Below are 22,326 nucleotides of genomic sequence, written 5' to 3'. Positions count from 1 at the left end.
GCTGCGAGGACCGCATCCGCGCATTGAAGGACACCGGCCTGCGGAACCTCCCCCTGCACCGGTTCGCGAAGAACCGGATCTGGACCGCGATCGCCGCGCTGGCTGCCGACCTCATAGCCTGGACCCAAATGCTCGCCCTGACCAGCCATGATGCCCGCCGGTGGGAACCCAAACGACTGCGCCACCGACTCTTCTGCATCGCCGGATCCATCGCCCGGCACGCCCGCCGCACCCGCCTGCACCTCGCCGCGACAGCCCCCGACACCGGCCTGCTGATCGCCGGCCTACAGCGCCTGAACCGGATGCGAGCACCCACATGACCGACACGACTTCCTTGACAATCCGATCACGAAACACCCCCACGGGACAGTGGAACCCGACGCCACCCGACGCAACACCGGGCCGCATCACCATGCCCACGAACGAAACCCTCACTCGAGGACACCAATCCGAAACCGATCAGGAGGGGACGACCACCTCACGAAAGATCGAGGCTAGCGGGGAGACGGATCCATGGCGTTGCCGAAGGCCTACCTGACGAGCACGAAGAATCTCGGTGCTGTGCTGGAAGCAGCGCAGAATGCCCAGGCTCCAGAGCGATTCACTCAAAAGTTCTTAGAGGATCTCGGTTTCACTAGCAGCGCCGACCGACTAGTAATCGGAATGCTCAAGTCCCTGGAGTTCATTGGTGATACTGGAACTCCGCTGAAGAGGTATCACGAGTATCTCGACAAGACTGAGTCGAAGAAGGTGATGGCAAAGGCTATCCGAGAGGCTTATGCCGACTTGTTTCAAATAAACAAGAATGCACAGACCCTCACCAAGGCCGAAGCTCAATCCAAGATGAAAACCCTGTCGCAGGGGCAGTACAGCGACGACATTCTTAGCAAGATGGCTACTACATTCAAGGCGCTGTGCGGACTAGCCGACTTCGACGCGCCGACCGATAAAGATGCCTCCGATGACAGTGGTGATGATCCTGGTTCGGAGGACGACGGCAAGGGCGTCGACCAACCCTCTGGCAGCAAGCTGACAATGTCTGGGCTTCATTATAACATCAACATTCATCTTCCTGAATCCCGCGACCCCGCCGTTTACGATGCTCTGTTTCGAAGTTTGAATGGAGCATCTGGGGTGAACGGAGAGATGTACAACTTCGTATACCGCGCACTGTTGACAGAGGAGGCGCTGGATCGCGCCGGGCGGCACAAAGCGGTCGGATACGGCGACGAAGAAGCATTGCGCATGGCCCTGAACTATGATCTTCTCGATCAGGAAGATCTCGCCGCAGGGTTGCGTATGGCAAATATATATGCTGCAATTACCGCCTTTGAGCGAAGCGCTCGTACTTTTGTGGAAAAGGTTCTACAACAGGCCCACGGCGACAATTGGTGGGACACGAAGGTCTCCGACAAGATTAGAACCTTCGCGGAAGATCGTCGTGAAGAAGAAGACAAAGTCAAATGGCATGGCACACGAGGAGACGAGCCGCTAACCTATACGCAGATGGACCATTTGACGAAGATTATGCAGCAAAATTGGCCGGATTTCGAGCCATTTGTACGACGAATCGATTGGATGAACTCGATATTCTCCAATATCGAGCGCTCTAGAAACGTGATTATGCACAGTGGTGTCCTAGACGATGCTGACGTCGAGCGCGTCGGGATGAATATTAGAGACTGGATTCGCCAAGTCGGCTAACCCCATCCGCGCAGCGGGGTGACGTTGTCTCGGCGGGCTGCTCCGACGTTGCCGAGCGCGGCCATTGCCTCGGTGTGGTCGTCCTCGAATAGGTGGGCGTAGATGCCCATTGTGGTGTTGACCGACGCGTGGCCCATGTAGTCGGCGATCTGCTTCGGGTGCAGGCCCGCGCTGACACAGAACGAGGCGTAGGTGTGGCGCAGGCTATGGGCGGTGCGTCGTCTGGATCGGCGGGTCTTGGGCGAGTCGTAGACGGCGTGGGGTCCGGTCGCTGTGGTTTCGCCGGTGGCCGGAGCGCCGTGCACGACCAATGCGGTGCGCTGGACGCTGACGGATGGGTTGCGGCCAAGGTCGATGTCGCCGATTTGGAGGCCTGCGAGTTCGCCGCTGCGGAGGCCGGTCCAGGCGGCCATGTGGACCAGGATGTTGAACGGCCAGGATGTGGCGTCGGTGAGGTATTCGACCTGCTCTGCGGTGAGGAATGCGGCGTCCTCGGTCGAGCCGTGTGCGCGGGGTGTGGACCCCGGGTTGTTCAGCCCTAGTTTGGAAGACTAAGTCTCTCCAGCGGGGGCACGGGCTTCAGCTGGCGCTGAAAGCGGCAAATTGCCTGCTGGCGTCGGTTTCCGGCCGGGGACTTTGTCGTGTCGTGGGGTCGCGCGAAGAGGCGTACCGTCGGAGCGGATGGAGCCCGCGTGGGCGGGGGAACGGGGACAGGGATGAGTGGGGACCGGACGGCGTCGTTGACTGCGCTGATCGGGATCGTGGGGCGGGAGATCACGGCGACGGGGGTTCCGTGGGACGCGTTCGCGGTGGTGGCGTGGTTCGACCCGCCGGCCCGGACCGCACGGCTCGCGACGTGGTGGTACTCCGAACACGACGCTCTGCCGCGCCTCGTCGGATCGACCGCCCCGGCGGGACGCGCGTTCGAGGAACTCCGGGACGCGGTCGAGGTTCCAGAGCATCTGGTCCGCGTCGCCGTGGTGACCCACGTGCGGGCGAGCGGGGCGACGGACCTGCGCCTGCACACGGCCGCGGAGAATCTCGACTACTACCTCGGCGTCGGGGCGACGGCCGAGTCGATCGGCGGGGGACTGCGGCCCCTCGCGCCCCCGCAGGCCGCGTCGCCGCAGGCAGCGGCACCGTCGGACCCGAAGCCCGTACCGAGTACGGCGGGCCCCGACATGTCCCGCGTGGGGGTTCCGGACCACGTCCGGCGAGCCGCCGAGCAGGAGGCGCTGTCGGGACCGACGATCCCGCTGACCGTCTGGCGGCCGGATATGCGCGATCCGACCGGCGGCATGCCCGACGACCTCTGTGCGCGACTGTCCGCGGACGATGCCAGGCAGCTCGCCGACTACCTCGACGGCGGCGCGCTGGTCGCCGCGGCGCGCGGATTCCTCCCGGACCCGTGGAGCGGATCGGACCGCGGCGTCGTGCCGATCCACAAACGGACGGACGGGCACTTCACCTGGGACGACGCGATCACGTACTACGTCCGCACGTACCGGCTGAACCCCGGCTCGGCGATCCTCGCGCAGGCTCGCGCACGGGGCTTCGTGGCTCCCGATGTGCCGAAGGAACGGGTGAGCCGCATCATCGACCAGCTCTTCAGCGGCGCCCCGGGCGGCGGGAAGGTGCGCGAGTGGGGCGTCCGCCTCGACGGCAGCCAGGTGCTGCCCGGCGACGTGTACTGCGTGTACCGCGGGCGCGTGTACCGGTTCGGGCCCGACGCGTCGGCGGCCGGCGACTACTCCTCGGTCCGGATCACGGCACTGCCCGGGTCGGTGATCCCCGACGGCTTCGTCGAGGTGGACGAGTACGACGCCGTGAAGCAGACCTCGGCGTACGGCATCGTGCCCATGGCCGAGATCACCGGGATCCACCTCGTGGCCACGGCGTGCCGGTACAAGGGGGCCAAGGCGACCGTCTCCCGGATCGACGGCAACCGGTGGGAGCTGCAGATGGACGGCCCCGACGGTGACGGTCCGGCACCGTCGGACGCGGACTGGAAGATCTTCCCGCGGGTCGACGCGAGTCGGGCGCCGAGGTACTTCGCGCGGGTCGACCCCGACGAGGTGGCCCGCGTCACCGTCGTCGTGCTGGCGTGCCGCATGGTGAACGGGAGGCTCGTGACCGAGCGGGAGGCGTTGGGTACGAGCGCGGGGGACGTGGCGTACGGGATCCCCTCGGCGGCAGACAGTCCGTTCCTCCCGCCCCGGACGGCGGTCGAGACCTTCAGCCAGCGGATCGCGGCGATCGACCCGAACTTCACGAAGTTCGACATCAACCTGCACCGGCTGAAGCACGCGTGGCGGATAGCGGTCAGCGATCCGACCTTCGCCGGCTACTACGTCGATGACGACGGCGAGGTCTACCAGATGGATCCGGCTGTGCCGCCGGAGCAGGTCGACGTGCCACTCACCGCGGAGTACCTCGGGCGGCACCCCGCGATCGACCCGCCGGGAGGGTACTGGCCGGTGTGACCCGAGACGGAGGCGGCTTGCACGAAGTTGTCGGGACTGCATCCGCAATGCAGGATGGGTGTGTGAGCACAGATGAGCCGGTACGCCAGAGCTATCCGCAGTACGGCTACGCACAGCCCGGGTACCCACCGCCGGGGTTCCCGCCCGGACCGGGCTTCCCAACCGGACAGGGCTTTCCCGCCGGACCGGGCTGGGGCGCGCCCGCACCCGAGGTGAAGGTCGGCATCGTCCCGATCCGGCCGCTCGACCTCGGCGGGCTGTACGGCGGAGCCTTCGCGGCGATCCGCGCGAACCCGGCGGTGATGGTCGGGCTGACGGCGATCGTCGTGGTGCTCTCCCAGGTGGTCACCTTCCTGGCGCAGATCCCGCTGACCACTGTGTCGACGGATCCGAAGGCGGACGACGACGCATCGGTCGCCCTCATCCTCGGCTCGTCCGCCGCCAGCCTCGGGATATCCCTCATCGCAGCGATCGCCACTCTGTTCCTCACGGGCGTCCTCACCGTGGTCGTGGCGCGGTCGGTCCTCGGCGAGAAGACCAGCATCGGGGAGGCGGCTCGTCTGGTCGGCCCCAGGCTGTTGCCACTGATCGGGCTCAGCGTGATCCAGTTCCTCATCTTCTTCGTTCCGATGCTGCTCATCTTCGGAGCAGCGATCGGGATGACCATCGGCGGCCTCGGCAACACCGGCATGGTGGTCGGCACCGTCCTCGTCGCTGTGCTCGCGTTCGTGCTCATCGTGGCAGGCGCGATTGCTCTCATGCCCGCGTTCTCGCTGTCCTACCAGGCCGTCGTGCTCGAGCGACTCGGGCCGATCACCGCGCTGCGCCGAGCCTGGCGCCTGCAGGAGCCGGGGTACTGGCGACTCGTCGGCATCCTCCTGCTGACGTACGTCGTCACGGGGATCGTCGCCGCCATCGTCGCGATCCCGTTCGGCGTCGGCACGGCGCTGGTCGAATCGGGCGACGCGACGCGCAACCTCGCCGGTGGCACGGTCGTCGGGCTGGCGATCGCGGCGGTCGGATCCGCGATCGGACAGGTGCTGACGGTGCCCTTCACCGCGGGCGTCCAGGCGCTGCTCTACATCGATCAGCGGATGCGCAACGAGGGACTCGACCACGCACTGCGCGCCGAGGCGATCCACCGCTGGCAGACCGGGACGGTCGGCGTCCCGACGGAGAACCTCTGGGTGTCGAGCGGATATCCGCAGCAGTACTGACTTTCCGGGTCAGAACGGCGGCGGCTTCAGCGGCGCGGTGACGTCGTACGTGCGTCCCTGGGCCTCAGCCTCCCGACACTCCCGTTCGCGCTCGCGGGCTTCGGCTTCCGCAGCCTCGCGCCCGCGCCGTTCATGGCGGAGGAGCCGATTCTCGATGCGCAGCGCGCGCCGCGCCGTGGCCCGGCGCTTCGCGTCGGACTCCAACCCGTCGGGGTTCTTCGTGCGGGCCGGACCCGGCTCGGGGCCGTCCCAGATGATCAGTCCCAGGCCGGGGAGGAGATCCCTCGCCGTGCCGGGTGGGACCGTCCAGATGCCGCCGGCGGGATGCCGCCATTCGACGGTGCCGTCCTGCAGGATGTCGGACAGCCAACCGGTCTCCGTCTTGATCCGGTGGTGGAAACCGCAGAGCGGCACCAGGTTCCCGGACGTGCCTCGGCCCGCCACGGTGGTCGGCCCGCCCGCGGCGGGATCGGTGTGGTCGTACTCGCCGACGTGATCGGCCTGGCAGCGGTCCGCGGCCACACTGTAGCCGGGGAACACGCAGGTGGGGTAGGTGAGCCGCATGACCAACAGCTGGTACCAGGTGGGCCGGTATCCGGACGCGCCGCGCGCGTGGACGGTGCCGGTGGCCGGGTCTCGCCGTCCGAGGACGCGGAACTGGGTCCGGGACTGCGCGATCAACTCCCGAGCCTGTTCGACGGTGACCGGCCCGGTGATGCCCGGATCGCCGGTCAACACGACTGCCCCGCGCGCCGCCGCGGCCTCGGAATCAGGCTCGGCATCCGGCGTCGGCGTCGGCGCGGAATCGGGCTCCGGCGCGACTTCGGGCGCCGGCTCCGGCGTGACTTCGGGCGCCGGCTCCGGCGTGAAGAGGTCGTCGTCCGTGCTGGTCGCGTCGAACAGGTCGGTCTCGTTGAGGACGATCACCGCGAGGGCCTGGATGTCCGGTGAGACGGCCCGGTTCGCGGGCGGGCCTCCCGGAGATCGCACCCCTCGTGGCTGCACCGGCAGCCCAGACCCTCATAGCCCTCGGCCAGCGCGACGAGAGCGGCGACCTGCCGCTGCCCCAGGGTACGGCCGTCGTCTCGACACACCGACTCCGCGACCGGCCCGACCAGAGCGGACAGGCGGATCGCCTCCGCCTTCGGCATGACCGCCTCCAGATCGACCAGCCCGTCGGCGCGGGAGTGGAACTCCAGCCGTTCCCGGGGTTCCACCGGGGGCACCTCGCGCGCGGCGGCCGGATCGAGCCGAGTGAGTATCGACTTCGCGGCGTCGGCAACGGCTCGCGCGGTGATCGACAGACCCGCGCGGGCAGCGAGCCACGCGGTGATCCGATCGTCGAACATCGCGGCCACCCGGTCGTCGAGAACGGCCGCGGAGGAGCGCAGTACCTCCCGGACGAGCGGCAGGCTCACTCGCCCGGCCGCGAACAGCTCGAACAGGCGAGGGCAGCGCTCCCGCAGATCGAGGCCGCGGTGGACCGCAGCGCCCGCAGCGGACCGGCCGGTCCCGAGCGCGGCGCTGACCTCCGCGACGAGCTCGTCCCAGTCGTCGACGAACCGGCGTGAGGATTCCTCTCGCACCCGACGCGCATCGTCCCGCAGCTCGTACACCCTGGTCAGTACGGCGGAGCGTTCGGCCTCCAGGCGGTTCTGCTGCGCGGTCAACACGCGTAGCCGTGAGAGCGCACCCGCCGCGCTCAACCCGGACACCGCACCGTCGAACACCCCGGGGAGCGGGGTGCCGGCCCGCCTGCCCAGCGTGAAGGCATCGTCCGAGTGGTTCATGCCTTCTATTCTACCGCAGAAACTCGAACAAAAAGTAGGGTTGCTGGGAAATTATCGAGTAGGTGTTCGAAGCAAAGAAGTACGTCAGTCGACCGCGCGACCGCTGCGGATCCGGTCGCGCGCCACGAACCACCGGCTGACCGGCGTGCGGAGCATCAGGTCCACGAACAGCAGCGACATGGCCAGCACGATCACCGCGAGCGTCGTGGTGCGCAGGACAGCGGACGCGGGGAACCATGTGCCGAGCACGTCGAAGAAGCCGATATGGTTCAGGATGTCGAGCATCAACGGATGGACGGCGAACACGCCGAACGCCCGCACCGTCGCCCACGACACGACGCGCTCACCGACGGGCCGGCCCGACGCACGCAGGTCGTCCCACATCATCGCGGCGAGCCACAACAGGATGACCCCCGCCACGTACCACGGCAGGTAGAGCGGGTTCCAGGCGGCGACCGCGCTGTCCGGCACGACGCCGGGGTCGGTGGCTCGCAGGTAGGCGATCAGGCTGAACGCCGACGCCGCGAGGCACACCGCGATCACGCGCAGTGCGTGCGATCGCAGCCAGCTCCCGACCGCCTCGTAGTGCTGCGCCGCGAGCATGCCGATCGCCATGAACAGCACGTACATGGGGAGCAGCTTCCACATGTGGTTGAACAGCGTCTCCCACGGCTGGCCCTGGGGGCGCGGTGCGTACTGGTAGATCGCGAAGAAGCCGAGCTGGATCGCGGCGGCCGTGGTCAGTACCGTCCACGGCCGTCGCTCGAGCCGCTCCGCCAGCTTCGTCAGTGCCGGGAAGAACAGGTAGATCTGCATCGAGATGAGCAGGAAGTAGAGCTGGTACTTGGCGTCGCCGGTCAGCATCGTGCGGCCGAGGTCGCCCAGCCACCGCCCGAACGACGGGAACGGGTAGTCCGCGGTGAGCAGGTGGTCCGTGACCGAGTACACCAGCGTCCAGACCAGGAACGGTCCCACGATCAGCCCGAAGCGCTTGCGCCAGAACTCGGGTGCCGTCATCGTGCGGCCGCGCATGCTCAGCACCAGCACGAACAACGTGACCGCGACGAAGCCGTACCGCGTGATGTGCAGCGCGGCGGAGACCAGCCCGGACGGGCGGACGACGTCGGGCGTGTAGTTGATCGTCGTGACGCAGTGCGCGACGACCACCAGGAGGAAGAGGACCACCCGCGTCAGGTCGGCGGTCTGTTCGCGCTTGGGCTTCGGCGACACGACGGACGTCGGCGATGCGGCCGGCACCGGCTTCTGGGTTTCGATGGTGGGCACCACCCTATGACTGAAGCAGGGCTGCGCGTCTTCACCCCGTGCTGTCGATATGTAACGATTGAAGAATTCTACACTCTTCGCTCACGCATCCCGCGGAGGGTGGGACCCGGCCGTCAGCCGTTCACGACGATCAGCGGGATCGCCTGCTCATCGATGGTCCACGCGCCGTGATGGCCCAGCATGCGCGACTCCATCGGCTCCTGGCTGGGGGTCACCAGTACGGATCGTCCCTCCGCGACGGCCAGGACGTGGCCGATGCGGTGCGCGACGACGGGGTTCGGGGGAGTGGGACCGAACCAGTGCTCGTCGAGCGCCTGCTCGCGGCTGACGACCCGGGCGTGCCCGGCGAGGGTGTCCGTCCACCGGGCCAGGACGTCGTCGACGTGGTGCCCCCGCTGGAGGTAGACGTGCCGGACCCGGGCCTCGCCGGCGATCACGCGCACGCCCCGGCGCAGGGCCGGTACCGCGTCGAGGTTCACCAGGGACTCGGCCTGAATCATGCCGTGATCGGCGGTGACCAGCAGCGTGCAGGTCGGCGGCAGCTCCATCAGCAGGTCCGCGAACATCGCGTCGACGGCGCGCAGCGCGGCCAGCCACTCCGGGGAGCCGGGGCCGTGCACGTGCCCCGCGGCGTCGAGCAGGCCCGCGTAGGCGTAGGCGAACCGTCGGGCGGCGGTGTCGTGCCGCGCCACGGCGAGCACGCCCTCGCGGACCTCGTCGAGGGTGGAGGCCGCGTGCAGCACCCCGGCGGCGCGGAACGAGGCACGGGTCAGGCCCGACTTCTCCTGGTAGGCGGGCACCACGTAGTGGATCTCGGCGCCGGCGTCGGCGAGGGTCTCGAGCTTGCTGCGGCGGCGCTGCAGTTCGCGGGGCGGGTGCGACTCCCGGGCATCCGGCCCGGACGCGCCGTCGATGGTCCAGCGCAGGGAGTTGAACAGGCGCCGGCCGTGTTCGTCGGGGACGCCGAAGCTGTATCCGACGATGCCGTGCGTCGCGCAGGGCGCCCCGAGCGCGAGGCTCGACAGACTGGTGGCGGTGGTGGCGGGGAAGCCCGCGTCCAGCGTGACGCCGGCGTGCGCGGCAAGGTTGGGAGCGGTATCGGCGTGCCGCCGCAGGAGCTCCGCGCCGAGCCCGTCGACGAGCAGCAGCACGACATCACGCTCCACCGCCAGGCCCAGGGGGTTCGCGCCGGGGATGCCGAAAGCGGTACAGACCGAGGGCAATACGTCGGAGAGCATGCCGGTCATCGATCGATCGTAACGTCCGCAAAGGCGCGTCGAGGCGGGAACTACGTGATGCCGGACGGGATCAGCGTGGCCACGCCGTCCTCCACGAGCAGTGCCTGATCGTCGTTGACCCGGGTCAGCGGGAACCGGCCGCCGTAGGTGCGCACCACCTCCTCGATCACCGAGGGAGGGTACGGCGGGAGCAGACCGTCGGCGTGCGGGATGACGACGGTGTCGACGAGTCCCAGCCCGGTGAAGTCCGTGACGTCCGGGGCGTCGGCGGGGTCGTCGAGGGGCGCGACGGGCTCGACGTTCGGCCCCGCGACGACCGACCCGGCGCTGAGGCCGATGTACGGCAGCCCGGCCCGCACCCGCTCCTTGAGCACCTCGCCGGTGCCGTTGCTCTGCAGCGCACCGAGCAGGACGAAGGTGTGCCCGCCCGAGAGGTACACGGCGTCGACGGTGCCGAGATCCGACGCGAAGTCCCGCGCGTCCCGGTACTTCCCGACCGTCATCCGGGTCAGCCGGAATCCCAGGTCGGTCAGCTGATTCCATTCGAATGAGCCGAAGGGCTGGTCCGCGTACGGCGCGCCGGCGTCGTCGATGAAGCCGAGCCGCAGGGCGCTCGGCTCCCGCCCCGTGTGCCGGCGCAGGAAGTCGGGGAGCGCCCCGGCGTTCAGGGACATCAGCAGCAGCTTCACGATCGCAACAGTACGGCCTCTGCCACACTGGATCCGCACGAACCGGAGGAGAAGACGATGCGTTCGCACCGGAGCACGGCGGCCCTCGCCGCATTCGCGGCGCTGCTCGTCCTCGTCGCGGCCTGCGGCTCGGCGGCCGAGGAGCCGCAGGGGCGGACCGTTGTGGTGGACGCCGCCAACGGCCGGATCACCGTACCGGTCGCGCCGCAGCGGATCGTCTCGCTCGCGCCCACGCACACCGAGACCCTCTTCGCGATCGGGGCGGGGAAGCAGGTCGTCGCGGTCGACGACCAGTCCAGTTACCCGGCCGAGGCTCCGCGCACGGCGCTCTCGGGCTTCAAACCCAACGCCGAGGCGGTCATCGGCTACAAGCCCGACCTGGTGGTCGTCTCCGACGACCAGGACGGCATCGTCGCGGCGTTGCAGAAGGTGGGGATCCCGGTGTTGGTGGAGCCCGCGGCGAAGGACCTCGACGGCGCGCTCGACCAGATCACCGACCTCGGCACCGCGACCGGCCGGCAGGCGGACGCGAAGGCGCTCACCGCACGGATGCGCGCCGCCATCGACGAGTCGATCCGCGCCGCGCCGCGTCCCGCCCAGCCGCTGAGCTACTTCCACGAGCTCGACGCCCAGCTGTACACCGTCACCTCGTCGACCTTCATCGGGAAGGTCTACGGCGCGTTCGGGCTGCACAACGTGGCCGATGCCGCCGACAAGCCGGGCACGGGGTACCCGCAGCTCTCGCAGGAGGCGCTGCTCCAGGCGGATCCGGCGCTGATCCTCCTGGCCGACACCCAGTGCTGCGGCCAGACCCCCGAGGTGGTCGCGCAGCGCCCGGGCTGGCGCGACCTGCGGGCCGTACGGGACGGCACCGTCGTCGCCCTCCCGGCGGACGTGCCCTCGCGCTGGGGACCGCGCCTGCCCGACTTCTACCGGGCCGTCGCCGATGCGGTCACCCGTGCGGCGCAGAAGGTTCCGGCCGGGCGGTGAGCGCTCCGGTCCGATCGTCGACGGTGCCGCGGCGCGCGGGCGGCCTGCGTCCGGTCCCGCTGTCGGTCGCCGTCGTCGCGCTCCTCGCGTCGATGGTGGCGGGACTGCTGGTCGGGGCGGTCCACCTGCCCGCCCGCGCCGTCCTGACGGAGCTCGTCGATCTGCTGCCCGGCGTCCATGTCGACTCGGGGCTCACGCGCCTGGAGCGGAACCTGCTGGTGGAGATCAGGCTTCCGCGGGTGCTCGCGGCCGCTCTCGTCGGCGGGCTCCTCGCGATCGCGGGCGCCGGCTACCAGGGTGTCTTCCGTAACCCGCTCGCCGACCCGTACCTGCTGGGTGCCGCGGCCGGTGCGGGCCTCGGTGCCACCGCGACCATCGTGTTCCTGCCCGGCGACCCCGCGGCCACGGTGCCCGTCGCGGCGTTCGTGGGGGCGCTCGCGGGCGTCGCCCTCGCCTACGCGTTGGGCAGTGCGGCAGGTGGGCGAGGCACGTCGACGCTGCTCCTGGCCGGCGTCGCCGTCTCCGCATTCCTCAGCGCGGTGCAGACCTTCCTCATGCAGCGCGACGCCCAGGAACTGCAGCGCATCTACTCCTGGGTGCTCGGCGGCGTGGCCTCGGTCGACGGTCCGCGACTGCTCGCCGTCCTGCCCTACGCCGGGATCTCCGTGGTCGCGCTGGTGCTCCACGGTCGCCTGCTCGACGTCCTCGGGGTCGGCGACGACGAGGCCACGACCCTCGGCGTCTCGGCGCGGCGCGTCCGCGTGCTGGTGCTCGTGGCGGCGTCCCTCGCCACCGCCACCGCCGTCGCGGTGGGCGGGCTCATCGGGTTCGTGGGCATCGTCGTCCCGCACGTCGTGCGCCGGCTCGCGGGAACCTCGTACCGGGCGGTGCTCCCGCTCTCCCTCCTCGGCGGTGCCGTCTTCCTGGTGCTCGCCGACATCCTCGCGCGCACCGTCGTCTCTCCCGGCGAGCTGCCGCTCGGTGTGGTCACCGCGTTCGTCGGCGGTCCGTTCTTCGTCGGCGTGCTGCGCGCGATGCGGGAACGGAGCGGGCTGTGAGCGTGGAGTTCTCCGGCGTCGATGTCGCGCTCGACGGGCGCCCCGTACTGCACGACGTGGCGATGACGGCACCGTCGGGCTCGTGGACCGCGGTGATCGGGCCGAACGGGGCCGGGAAGTCGACGCTGTTGCGCGCCGCCCTGGGCCTGGTGCGCAGCGGGGGGACGGTCACCGTCGACGGGGCCGACCCGCGCCGGCTGCGCCCCCGTGACCGCGCGCGCCTTCTCGCCTACGCCCCGCAGTCGCCGCAGCTCCCCGAGGGGATGACGGTGTTCGACTACGCGCTGCTCGGCAGGTCGCCGTACGTCGCCTACCTGGGGCGTGAGAGCGCGGACGACCGCCGGATCGTGCATGCCGTGCTGGCCCGGCTCGGCCTCGAGGGGTTCGCCGAGCGCGACGTCGATCACCTGTCCGGCGGCGAGCGGCAGCGCGTCGTGCTGGCCCGCGCCCTCGCTCAGGAGGCGCCCGTGTTGCTGCTCGACGAGCCGACGACGGCCCTGGACATCGGGCACCAGCAGCAGGTCATGGACCTCGTGGACCGCCTGCGCCGCGACGACGGGCTGACCGTGATCACCACCATCCACGACCTCACGCTCGCGGCGCAGTACGCGGACCGGCTGGTGCTGCTGTCCGGAGGCCGGGTCGCCGCTGCCGGGACGCCGGCGCAGGTGCTCACCGCGGACCTGATCGCCGCGCACTTCGGCGCCCGCGTGCACGTTGAGACCGGACCCGACGGCCGGCCGGTCCTGGGGCTGCTGCGCTGAACGCCGGCGCTGAGACTGGTCGCTGCGCTGGGAGGGATCAATGTTTACTCTTGATGCAGGAGTGACGACGGATCTGGAGGCCGCGATGCGCACACGACTCGCGATGGCGGTGGTCGTCGGCTGCTCGGCGCTGCTCGCCGGGTGTTCGGCGACGGTGTCCGGGAACGGCGCGAACGGTGTCACGGTGATTCCGGGCGGCGTGGGGCCGGGAATCGCCACGCCCGCTCCCGAGGCGCCGGCGACGACGACCACCGCACCGTCGACCACGACCAGCGCGCGGCCGTCGGGTGCGGCCGCGACGGCGGTCGTCCTGCCTGAGAACGGCAACGCCTACACCGTCATTCGGACGCGCAGCGGGCGCACCACCTGTCAGGTCAGTGAGACCAGCGTCGGCTGCCAGCTGGAGTTCGACCGGCCCCGCCCGCGTACCGAATCCGGCGACGAGGCGAACGGCGTGAACGTCACGAGCGACGGCGATCTCACCTACGTGCTCGGCAATCTCGGAGTGACGGATCCGATCACGCTCGACTACCGGACCTACACGGCCCGCGGCTGGTTCATCGTCGCCAACGAGTACGGGACCGCGTTCACCCACCGGACCACCGGGCACGGGATGGTCGTCGCCTCGTCGGGTGTGAAGACCTTCTAACGCGGGGTCGTGATCACCACGACGGCCTCGGCGCCGCCGACGGTGGCGAACCGGTGCGGCCCGTCGCTGGTCCAGCTGCGCGAGTAGCCCTGCTGCACGAGTCGTTCGTCGCCCACCGGGCCGACGACCAGCGCCCCGTCGACCACCGTGAGGTGCTCCCGGACCCGCTCACCGTGCCCGGGGGAGACGTGGTCCGACCCGGCGGGGAACTCCAGCCGGAAGACCTCGACGGTCATGTGCGGTAGGTGGCGCACGGAGAGGAGCGCGGTGCGCATGCCGCCGTCGGCGACGCTGTGGGCCCCGGGGGATTCGCCGACCAGGGCGGTGAGGGGTACGTCGAGCGGAACGCAGAGGGCGTAGAGGGTCTCGACCGTGGGATTGCGCCCGCCGGCCTCGATCTCCGAGAGTGATCCCTTCCCGACGCCCGCGCGGCGGGCGAGCTCGGACAGGCTGAGGCCGCGTTCGGTGCGGAGCTCGCGGAGACGGCCGCCGACATCGGGGGAGGGCATGACCCCATGCTACGTTCTGTTCATGGAACGTTCTGAGAACGGAACGATGGTGCCCGTCGGGGCGGGCATCGTCACCGCCCTCGTCGGCTACACCTCCGCCTTCGCCGTGGTGCTCGCCGGACTGCGTGGAGTGGGTGCGAGCCCGGGACAGGCCGCGTCGGGGCTGCTGGCGGTCACGGTGACCATGGGAGCGGCATCCGCGCTGCTGTCCTGGCGGTACCGGATGCCGATCATCAGCGCCTGGTCCACGCCCGGTGCCGCGCTGCTCGCGACCACCGGCGCCGTCGCGGGCGGGTGGCCGGCAGCGGTCGGCGCGTTCGTGGTGTGCGGGGTTCTCTTCGTGGTGACCGGGCTGTGGCCCGCCCTTGCGCGGTGGGTGCAGCGGATCCCCACGCCGATCGCGCAGGCCATGCTCGCGGGCGTCCTGCTACCGCTGTGCATCGCGCCGGTGAAGGCGCTCGCCGCGCATCCCGCGGCCGTCGCGCCGGTGCTGCTCGTGTGGCTGGTGCTGCTCAAGGTCCGGCCGCGGTGGGCGGTCCCACTGGCCTTCGTGGTCGCGCTGGTCGTCATCGCCATCGCCCTGGTGCGCGACGATGCCGTCCCCGCCTTCTCGGCGCTGGTGCCGCACGTGGAGTGGACGACACCCGCCTGGACGCTGCAGGCGATGACCGGCGTGCTGTTGCCGCTGTACATCGTGACCATGGCCTCGCAGAACATCCCCGGTGCGGCCGTGCTCGCGACGTACGGCTACTCGGTCCCCTGGCGGCCGGCGTTGACGGTGACCGGTGTCCTGTCGGCGGTCGGTGCGCCGTTCGGCGGGCATGCGATCAACCTCGCCGCGATCAGCGCCGCCCTCGCCGCGGGACCGGATGCGGGGCCGACGTCGCGCCGCTGGATCGCCGGTGTGTCGTCGGGGGCTGCGAATCTCGTTCTTGGCGTGGTCAGTACAGGCCTGACGGCGGTCGTGCTCGCGGCGCCCGAGGGTGTGATCCAGGCCGTCGCCGGCGTCGCGCTCGTGGGCGCGTTCGCCGCTGCGTGCGCGGGGGCGATGGCGGAGGTGGAGGCTCGGGTGCCGGCCGCGGTGACCTTCGTCGTCGCCGCGTCCGGGACGACGGTGGCCGGCATCGGGTCGGCGTTCTGGGCGCTCGTGGTCGGCATCGTCGTCTACCTGCTGCTGGGGGTTCGACGGTCCTCGGAGTAGTGCGCGGGCGCTGGCGCGGCCGCGGGAGGCGGGCTCGGTCGGGTGGCGGCGTTCCTCGGAGGAGGCGTAGTCGTTCTCATTTGCCATGCGTGCCACGCATGGCTGCATAACTGCACGTCAGAGGCTATTTTCTGACATCAAGCCATGCGTCGCGCGCATGGCTGGGGTCGTGTAGCCCGACGGTGCCGGGCGACGGACGCGGCGCGGGGGACGACGGCGCGACGCGGGGGACAACGGACGTGGCGTGGGGGACGACGGCGCGGCGCGGGGGACGGCCGCTCCCGCACCAGACGCCCGGCGTTTCACCGGGGACGAAACGCCTGAGCCGCCTCTCGGTGCGGCGCGGGGGACGACAGTTGCCAGCGGTTTCGGCGACGACATCGCGGGTCGCGATCACCGAAAACCGCAGGGAATCCAACGTCGGCCGGCCACAGGAGGCCGCACGCATCCATCCGCGCACTCCACGCGCTCGCGCGCACGCGGTGCGTACGCACAGTCGTGCAGCGTGAGCGGGTGTCGCGCAGCGTCCGCGGAGACTCACTGCGCCGAGGTCGCCGTTGGGTTGGGTTGCTGGCGCTACGGAAGCAGCCCGCCGAGGTCGCCGATCGCGGAGAGGCCCCGCCGCCGGGGAACCGCGGGCAGAACGGGCGTCGGGCGCGATGGCTCCGGATCCGCGGTGGTGTTCACCGCCCGGCAGCCCCAGCAGATGAGGTCCACCTGCTCGTAGGGCGCGAACTTCATCGCCCCGCAGCACCAGCAGTGCCGCCCGCCGTGCCGGTCGATGCCCACGGGGCCGGATTTGATCGGCATGCCCGATTCTAGGCCACGCGCGGTCCGTGGGATCGGGCACGCGGTCGGATGAATCCACCGTCGGACCTGCATATTCTGTCGGGATGACAGGATTTGAACCTGCGACCCTTCGCTCCCAAAGCGAATGCGCTACCAAGCTGCGCCACATCCCGTGATCACTTCCGTGACCAGGTAGAGAGTACCCGGCGCGAGGACCCCGACTGCGCCCGCGTCGTTGTGAGCCCTCCGGCTCCGGCCCGGCTCGAACGGGCGGCCACCCTCACCGTCGCGGGCAGGTCGCTTCCTTACCGGGTAGACGCGACTTGGGCGGAGTCGCCGCGGAACGCTACGGACGGGCGCGGCCACCGGCAATGGGGTTTCGCAGTGGGCTCCCCGGGGCCAGCGGGGTGGCGGGGCGCTCGCCCCGGTGCCGGGCGGAGTCGACCCGATGATGATCGCGATGCTCCTGGCGCGCACGGTGGACGCGGCAGTACAATGGGTGTCGTGACTCACGAACCGAAGGGCTACGCGCTCCGGACGCCGCGCACCGGCGACGCCGAGGCACTTGCGGACGTGCACGTCCAGGTCTGGAAGGCGACGTACCCGGGCATGGTGGACCGGGCGAAGCTCAACGCGCTGACCACGGCGGACGGGATCGTGCGCTGGAACCGGATCGTCGCGGACCTGGGCGACCAGCAGCGGCGGGGTGTGCGCACCGTGTGCGCGGTCGAGACGGCGACGGAGCGCATCGTCGGCTTCGCGACCGGCGGCACCGCACGGGAGGAGGGCGCACCGTCGGGCATACAACTCTGGTCCCTGAACGTCCTGCCGGACCACCACGGCACCGGCCTCGCGGCTGCGCTGATGGAGGCGGTGATCGGGGCGGGCGAGGCGTACCTGTGGCTCGCGACGGGGAACGGCCGCGCGCTCGCCTTCTACCGCAAGCACGGCTTCGAACTCGACGGTGCCGTCCAGGTCGACGAGGAGTGGTCCTGCCACGAGTCGCGGATGGTTCGGCGGAGCTGACCGGCCCTAACGAATTCGTGCAGGCTGGCAAACTGGTCGGATGACGAGAACGCGCGGCACCCTGCTGCTGGCCTCCCTGCTCGCCACCACCGCGCTGACCGTGGTCCTCGGGACCACCGACCCGGCGGCGCCGCTCACGTACCCGAGCCGGTTCCTCATCTGGAACCTCTTCCTCGCCTGGATCCCGATGCTGTTCGCGCTCGGCTTCCAAGCGGTGCGCCGCCGCTGGGCGCTCGTCCCGCTCGGGCTGGGCTGGCTGGCGTTCCTGCCGAACTCGCCGTACCTGGTCACCGATCTCGTGCACCTCGGAGACGGGGAGAACATGTGGCGGCACGTGCTCCAGTACGGGTTCGCGGCGTGGACGGGGATTCTGCTCGGCGTCGTCTCGATGCTGCTCGTGCACCGACGCCTGCAGCGCGAGTTCGGTGCGCGGTGGGGGTGGCTCGTGGTGCTGCTGTCCGTGGGACTGTGCGCGATCGGCGTCGTGATCGGGCGGTTCCAGCGCTGGAACTCGTGGGACCTGGTGACGCGGCCGGACGCCGTCGTGTTCGCCACGCTCGACTGGGTGACCTCGCCCTTCTCGTACGTGCAGTCCACGGGGGTCGCGGCTGCGGTGGCCGCGTTCTTCGGGCTCGCGTACCTGACGATCTTCTCGCTCACTCCGCCGGTCGTCGCGGAGATCGAGAAGGCCGCGGATCGCGGGTGAGCGGCGTACCGTCGGCCCTGTGTACCTGGAGCGATTCGTCGCGGACGGCTACCTGGACGCCGACCGCGCAGACAGGCTGAGCTGGGAGTCCGCACGGTACGTGTCGCGGATCTACCTGGTCGTGGGCGGGCGCCGCCTGCTCGCGCAGAACCTGCCCCTGTGCTGGGCGGACCTCGACGTCGGGCCGGGCACGCCGATAGCCCTGGAGGTCACCAGTGGGAATCGTGGACTGCTCGAGGACGAGCAGCGCGCCATCGCGGGGTTCGCGGACCGCTTCCGTGAGGTACTGATCCCGCCGGAGCCGCGCCGGACCCGTCACTGGTGGTCCCGCAGGGGCTGATTCCGGCCCGTGCAGTCGTGCACCGGTTCCACTCAGCCGCGGGACAGCTGCAGCGCGGCGTCGACGGCGTTGTGGAGGCACTTCTCGTGCCGGCGCGCGGACACGGGGCGGATGGCGAGGTTGGCGAACGACAGTGCGGCTACGGCGCGACGCTAGCAGTGCCGAGGGGCCCCCGTGCCGGTCGGAGAAGTTGGATCCGTCAACGGACGAGCGGGTCACGCTCCTCGAGGAGGGCCGCCAGGACGTGCGCCTGACTGATCCCCTCCGCCTTCGACGCGGTCAGCAGCGTGACGGGCCCGTTCGCTACGAGCTTCGCAAGGTCCGCATAGGCCGCGGCGGCGTCGGGCTCCGCGAGCTCGGCGCGGTACCGCGACACGAACTCCGGGTACTTCGCCGGGTCGTGCTCGTACCATCTGCGCAGCTCGGTGGACGGTGCCACCTCCTTGCACCACTCGAACAGGTCGGCCCGGTCCTTGCTGACCCCGCGGGGCCACAGGCGGTCGACGAGGACCCGCTTCCCGTCCGTGGCCTCCTCGGCCTCGTACACCCGCTTGACCTGGACCGTCATCGTCGCACCTTCCGTCGTTCGCTCGGCTGCGATGCGCCTCGCGTCCCGCAGCACCTCCTCCAGCATGGCCGGTGTGAGCCGCCCGGTGAAGGTGTTCTGCTGGCTCACATGGAAACACCCGAGGACGGTGAGCCGGCGGCCGTCCGGGTGCCTCAGGTCCACTCGTGTGCCGTGGCCGAACTTCGGGCGGGGCCGGGGGATCGTCCAGCCTCCCTCCGTGAGCACGGAGAACAGTGCCCGCCAGCCGAACCCTCCCAGCACGACGGCGACGCACACCCTCGGGAGGAGTTCGAATTCGCGCGCGAGGAAGGGGGAGCAGGTGCGGCGCTCGTCCGGTGTCGGCCGGTTGTCCGGCGGTGCACAGTGGACGGGAGAGCTGATCCGGGTGTCGATGAGTTCCAGGCCGTCGTCGATCGCGCTGGCCGTGGGCTGATTCGCGAGACCCACCGCGTGCAGCGCCGCGAACAACACGTCCCCGCTGCGATCGCCGGTGAACATCCGGCCCGTGCGGTTGGCGCCGTGGGCCGCGGGCGCCAGCCCGACGATGAGGATCGACGCGTCGATCCGCCCGAACCCGGGTATCGGCCTGCCCCAGTAGGTCTGGTCCGCGAACGACGCGCGTTTGACCCGCGCGACCTCCTCCCGCCAGGCGACGAGCCGCGGACACGCCCGGCAGGTGGTGATCAGCGCGTCCAGCTCCGGCACGGTCCGTACGCTTCCCGCTGCCGACGGTGCGTCCTCCGGCCGGGTGGATCGGGCTCGCGTGGGCATGCTTCGAGGCTATCGCCACGGAGGAGACGTGCTCCGGATATGGGCGAGGCCGGTGGCACCTGTAATGCGCCCCGGCCTCTGTTTCACTGAGCGGTTTACAGTCACGCTCACGAACTTGAGTACCAGGATAGCAGGATTCGCCGAGTATTCGAAATCGTGCACCCGCTCGGCTCCTCGGCGCACGACCCGGTCACAGGCGCGCGTAGGTCTCGATGTCCTCCGAGAACTCCGCGGCCACCGCCGGCGAGACCGTGGCTCGGGTCGCGCCCAGCGCTGCGAGGTAGTCGTCGGTGCTCAGCTCCTGGGGCGGGGCGCCTTCCTCGGCGTCGAGCGCACGGGCCAGGGCGTCCTGTGAGGCGCGCCGCGCCGCGTACTCGATGTCGGCGGGGGTCATGCCCTCGCTGGCGACGGTCAGGGCGTCGATGTCGATCGCACCGATCACGTGCTCCGGGATGTAGCGACCCCAGATCGCGGAGCGTGCGCCGGCGTCGGGGAGCCCGATCGGCATGACGTAGTCGAACCGGCCGTGCCGGAGGAACGCGTCGTCGAGCGCGCGGACGAAGTTGGTGGCGCACACCAGGAGTCGACCCTCCTGGTCGCGGAACTCCGCCACCTGCTTGAGCAGCTCGTTGGTCACGCCCTGCGTGGGTGACGGCGGGTCGCCGCGGCGGTGCGAGGCGATCTCCTCCACCTCGTCGATGAACACCACGGCGTGCTCGAGCGATGCGATCGATTCGAACGCGGACCGCAGTGCGCCGGCGAGGCCGCCGGGAGAGTCGGCGAGGCGGGAGGGGAAGAGCTCCACGAAGGGCCAGTCCAGTCGCGATGCGACGGCTTTCGCGAAGGTCGTCTTCCCGGTGCCGGGCGGACCGAATAGCATCACCGCGTGCGGCGGCATCACGCCGAATCGCTCCGCCATGTCCGGTCGCGCGAGCGGCGTCACGAGGCGCTGCTCGAGCATCTCCTTCTCCTGTCGCATGCCGCTCACGCCGTCCCACAGGTGCCGCGGCAGCAGCCGCCCGCCCACCTCCTTGAGCAGGTCGAGCTCGCGGCGCTGCACGGGCATCGGGCGCTCCAGGTACCGCACCGGATCGCGGATCTCGAAGCCGTTCTCCGACAACGCGGCTGCGGCATCGTCGTCGCCCGAGGTGAGGACGGAGAGCTTGCCGAGCCCCAACGGGGCCATCCGCCGTTCCAGGGCGTCGAGCAGCGTGCCCGCGACGCGACGGTCGATGTCCGGGGCGACGTCGAAGAACACGATCCACCCCTGAGCGTGGGCAGCGCGGCCCACCGCCACGGCGACCACGCGATCGTCCACCGTCGCGACCATCGCGTGGTCCTGCTGACACGACGCGATGACCTCCGCCATCGAGTACACGGGCGTCGTGCCGCGGTGGTGCGCGGCCTCCCACAGCTGCACGACGGTGTCGAGGTCGTCGTCGTGGAAGTCCCGGATGCGTGGCCTCATGGGTGGCAGTGTGGCACGGGTCACATGTGTGCGCATGTGGGTTTTGCGGGTCCGAACCCACGGTGCCTCAGGGGTCGCGCCCCGAGGGTCGCGGTGTTGGGAGTCCCACCGATCGCGGAGGACACTGGGCACCGGAACACTGTGCCACCGGGTACGGAGCGGACGGGCGGGGGCGGCGATGCGGGCGGTGCGGTTCGATGAGTTCGGTGGGCCGGAGGTGTTGCGGATCGTCGAGATCCCGGCGCCGCACCCGGGCCCGGGGGAAGTGCGGATCGCCGTGCTCGGCGCCGGGGTGAACGCGAGCGACTGGACGAAGCGCGAGGGCCTGATGGATCCGGGACTACCGCAGTACCTGGGCTACGAGGCGGCCGGAGTCGTCGACGAGGTGGGCGAGGGAGTCTCGGACACCATGCTCGGTGACCGGGTGTTCGGCTTCTGTCCCGACGGCAGGGCGCAGGCGGACCTCGCGGTGCTCGCGCACTACGCACCGATTCCCGCCGGACTCGATGCGCAGGCCGCGGCCGCCCTGCCCTCCGCCGTCGAGACCGCGACCCGGGCCCTCGATCAGCTCGGTGTGCAGGGGGGGACCGTGCTGATCAACGGCGCGTCGGGTGGCATCGGCAGTGCCGCGGTCCAACTGGCGGTGGCGCGGGGAGCGCGGGTGATCGGCATCGCGGGACCGCGGAACGCCGAGTACGTCCGCGATCTCGGCGCCGATCCCGTCGCCTACGGGGAGGGCGTGGTGGAGCGCGTCCGTCGGATGGTGCCGGGCGGTGTCGATCGCGCCCTCGACATCGCCGGCAACGGAGTTCTGCCGGAACTGATCCTGCTGGCCGGCGGGCCGGATCGAGTGCTCACCGTCGCCGATGTCGACGGTGCCGCGGCGTACGGCGTCGTCTTCAGTCGCGGCGACGGCGGGCGTGCGCTGCACGCGTTGGACGATCTCGGCGTGCTCCTGGCCGCCGGCCGCTTCTGCGTACCGGACGTGCAGGCCTTCCCGTTGGCGGAGGTGGCGCGGGCGCAGAAGCTCAGTCGGCGCGGCGGGTTCCGCGGCAAGATCGTGCTCGTGCCCGGCGAATGAC

23 protein-coding genes, 1 tRNA gene and 1 pseudogene are annotated in these 22,326 nt (G+C 70.2%); 13 read left to right on the top strand and 12 right to left on the bottom strand.

What is annotated here, in order from left to right; all coding sequences use genetic code 11:
* Positions 1-320, top strand: a 320-nt coding sequence (locus AXK61_RS20005) for a transposase (RefSeq protein WP_197466880.1), incomplete at its 5' end; no start/stop codon positions are given.
* Positions 321-513: 193 nt separating this feature from the next.
* Positions 514-1,704, top strand: coding sequence for a DUF5343 domain-containing protein (locus AXK61_RS25515; protein WP_197466879.1), 1,191 nt, complete (start codon positions 514-516; stop codon positions 1,702-1,704).
* On the opposite strand, the gene AXK61_RS24565 is transcribed toward AXK61_RS25515, so the two are convergent.
* Positions 1,701-2,117, bottom strand: a complete 417-nt coding sequence (locus AXK61_RS24565; RefSeq protein ID WP_139057861.1) for a site-specific integrase — start codon at positions 2,115-2,117, stop codon at positions 1,701-1,703. The two genes, AXK61_RS25515 and AXK61_RS24565, sit on opposite strands and share 4 nt — an antisense overlap.
* A 303-nt stretch (positions 2,118-2,420) precedes the next feature.
* Here AXK61_RS24565 and AXK61_RS19995 point away from each other — a divergent pair, with 303 nt between their 5' ends.
* Entirely contained in the window at positions 2,421-4,187 is a 1,767-nt protein-coding gene (locus tag AXK61_RS19995; RefSeq protein WP_068570984.1) for a hypothetical protein, read from the top strand.
* Positions 4,188-4,249: 62 nt separating this feature from the next.
* Positions 4,250-5,404, top strand: coding sequence for a hypothetical protein (locus tag AXK61_RS19990; RefSeq protein WP_139057862.1), 1,155 nt, complete (start codon positions 4,250-4,252; stop codon positions 5,402-5,404).
* Between the two features lie 9 nt (positions 5,405-5,413).
* Here the strand turns inward: AXK61_RS19990 and AXK61_RS19985 are convergent, their stop codons facing one another.
* From AXK61_RS19985 to AXK61_RS19965, 5 genes are all read right to left on the bottom strand, one after another.
* Positions 5,414-6,394, bottom strand: a complete 981-nt coding sequence (locus AXK61_RS19985) for an HNH endonuclease signature motif containing protein (protein ID WP_068746818.1) — start codon at positions 6,392-6,394, stop codon at positions 5,414-5,416.
* Positions 6,328-7,194 (bottom strand): DUF222 domain-containing protein, encoded by an 867-nt coding sequence (locus AXK61_RS19980; protein ID WP_068746817.1) that lies wholly within the window; start codon positions 7,192-7,194, stop codon positions 6,328-6,330. Before AXK61_RS19980 ends, AXK61_RS19985 begins: the two co-directional genes overlap by 67 nt.
* Positions 7,195-7,278: 84 nt before the next feature.
* Positions 7,279-8,481, bottom strand: coding sequence for an acyltransferase (locus AXK61_RS19975; protein ID WP_082789464.1), 1,203 nt, complete (start codon positions 8,479-8,481; stop codon positions 7,279-7,281).
* Positions 8,482-8,591: 110 nt separating this feature from the next.
* Positions 8,592-9,725 carry an alkaline phosphatase family protein gene (locus AXK61_RS19970; protein ID WP_068746815.1) on the bottom strand — a complete coding sequence of 378 codons (1,134 nt, stop codon included), beginning with the start codon at positions 9,723-9,725 and terminating at the stop codon, positions 8,592-8,594.
* A gap of 41 nt (positions 9,726-9,766) precedes the next feature.
* The gene (locus AXK61_RS19965) at positions 9,767-10,405 is read right to left on the bottom strand and encodes a Type 1 glutamine amidotransferase-like domain-containing protein (protein WP_231855614.1); all 639 of its coding nucleotides are present in this window, start codon (positions 10,403-10,405) and stop codon (positions 9,767-9,769) included.
* A gap of 57 nt (positions 10,406-10,462) precedes the next feature.
* Between AXK61_RS19965 and AXK61_RS19960 the strand changes: the two genes are divergently transcribed.
* The 4 genes from AXK61_RS19960 to AXK61_RS19945 all read left to right on the top strand — a co-directional run bounded on the left by AXK61_RS19960 (position 10,463) and on the right by AXK61_RS19945 (position 13,866).
* Positions 10,463-11,395 (top strand): ABC transporter substrate-binding protein, encoded by a 933-nt coding sequence (locus tag AXK61_RS19960; protein ID WP_068746814.1) that lies wholly within the window; start codon positions 10,463-10,465, stop codon positions 11,393-11,395.
* Positions 11,392-12,453 carry a FecCD family ABC transporter permease gene (locus AXK61_RS19955; protein ID WP_068746813.1) on the top strand — a complete coding sequence of 354 codons (1,062 nt, stop codon included), beginning with the start codon at positions 11,392-11,394 and terminating at the stop codon, positions 12,451-12,453. The genes AXK61_RS19960 and AXK61_RS19955 overlap by 4 nt, the downstream gene beginning before the upstream one ends.
* Positions 12,450-13,217, top strand: a complete 768-nt coding sequence (locus AXK61_RS19950; RefSeq protein ID WP_068746812.1) for an ABC transporter ATP-binding protein — start codon at positions 12,450-12,452, stop codon at positions 13,215-13,217. The genes AXK61_RS19955 and AXK61_RS19950 overlap by 4 nt, the downstream gene beginning before the upstream one ends.
* 61 nt (positions 13,218-13,278) lie before the next feature.
* Positions 13,279-13,866 (top strand): hypothetical protein, encoded by a 588-nt coding sequence (locus AXK61_RS19945; RefSeq protein ID WP_082789463.1) that lies wholly within the window; start codon positions 13,279-13,281, stop codon positions 13,864-13,866.
* Here the strand turns inward: AXK61_RS19945 and AXK61_RS19940 are convergent.
* The gene (locus AXK61_RS19940) at positions 13,863-14,375 is read right to left on the bottom strand and encodes a helix-turn-helix domain-containing protein (RefSeq protein WP_068746811.1); all 513 of its coding nucleotides are present in this window, start codon (positions 14,373-14,375) and stop codon (positions 13,863-13,865) included. The genes AXK61_RS19945 and AXK61_RS19940 overlap by 4 nt on opposite strands.
* A gap of 22 nt (positions 14,376-14,397) precedes the next feature.
* On the opposite strand from AXK61_RS19940, the gene AXK61_RS19935 reads away from it, so the two are divergent.
* Positions 14,398-15,576 carry a benzoate/H(+) symporter BenE family transporter gene (locus tag AXK61_RS19935; protein ID WP_068746810.1) on the top strand — a complete coding sequence of 393 codons (1,179 nt, stop codon included), beginning with the start codon at positions 14,398-14,400 and terminating at the stop codon, positions 15,574-15,576.
* 576 nt (positions 15,577-16,152) lie between these two features.
* Here the strand turns inward: AXK61_RS19935 and AXK61_RS19930 are convergent.
* Complete coding sequence (locus AXK61_RS19930; protein ID WP_068746809.1) at positions 16,153-16,386, bottom strand: hypothetical protein; 234 nt, start codon at positions 16,384-16,386, stop codon at positions 16,153-16,155.
* A gap of 78 nt (positions 16,387-16,464) precedes the next feature.
* Positions 16,465-16,538, bottom strand: a tRNA-Pro gene (locus AXK61_RS19925).
* Positions 16,539-16,869: 331 nt separating this feature from the next.
* Between AXK61_RS19925 and AXK61_RS19920 the strand changes: the two genes are divergently transcribed.
* The 3 genes from AXK61_RS19920 to AXK61_RS19910 are packed head-to-tail and all read left to right on the top strand — an operon-like array spanning position 16,870 to position 18,437.
* Complete coding sequence (locus AXK61_RS19920) at positions 16,870-17,391, top strand: GNAT family N-acetyltransferase (RefSeq protein WP_231855613.1); 522 nt, start codon at positions 16,870-16,872, stop codon at positions 17,389-17,391.
* Positions 17,392-17,431: 40 nt separating this feature from the next.
* Complete coding sequence (locus AXK61_RS19915) at positions 17,432-18,097, top strand: DUF1361 domain-containing protein (protein ID WP_068746807.1); 666 nt, start codon at positions 17,432-17,434, stop codon at positions 18,095-18,097.
* Between the two features lie 19 nt (positions 18,098-18,116).
* The gene (locus AXK61_RS19910; protein ID WP_068746806.1) at positions 18,117-18,437 is read left to right on the top strand and encodes a hypothetical protein; all 321 of its coding nucleotides are present in this window, start codon (positions 18,117-18,119) and stop codon (positions 18,435-18,437) included.
* A gap of 199 nt (positions 18,438-18,636) precedes the next feature.
* Here AXK61_RS19910 and AXK61_RS25775 read toward each other — a convergent pair whose 3' ends face one another.
* The 3 genes and pseudogenes from AXK61_RS25775 to AXK61_RS19900 all read right to left on the bottom strand — a co-directional run bounded on the left by AXK61_RS25775 (position 18,637) and on the right by AXK61_RS19900 (position 21,244).
* Positions 18,637-19,005, bottom strand: a complete 369-nt coding sequence (locus AXK61_RS25775; RefSeq protein WP_231855616.1) for a DUF488 domain-containing protein — start codon at positions 19,003-19,005, stop codon at positions 18,637-18,639.
* Between the two features lie 27 nt (positions 19,006-19,032).
* Positions 19,033-19,776, bottom strand: a pseudogene (locus AXK61_RS19905) (uracil-DNA glycosylase); the annotation flags it as partial.
* Between the two features lie 190 nt (positions 19,777-19,966).
* Entirely contained in the window at positions 19,967-21,244 is a 1,278-nt protein-coding gene (locus AXK61_RS19900) for an ATP-binding protein (protein ID WP_068746805.1), read from the bottom strand.
* Between the two features lie 178 nt (positions 21,245-21,422).
* On the opposite strand from AXK61_RS19900, the gene AXK61_RS19895 reads away from it, so the two are divergent.
* Entirely contained in the window at positions 21,423-22,325 is a 903-nt protein-coding gene (locus AXK61_RS19895; RefSeq protein ID WP_068746804.1) for an NADP-dependent oxidoreductase, read from the top strand.
* Position 22,326: the final 1 nt, after the last annotated feature.

The sequence above is a fragment of the Tsukamurella pseudospumae genome (assembly GCF_001575205.1).
GTDB classification, from domain to species: Bacteria; Actinomycetota; Actinomycetes; order Mycobacteriales; family Mycobacteriaceae; genus Tsukamurella; species Tsukamurella pseudospumae.
Note: the sequence above shows the minus strand (reverse complement) of the source record. Positions and strands in the feature narration are given on the sequence as shown.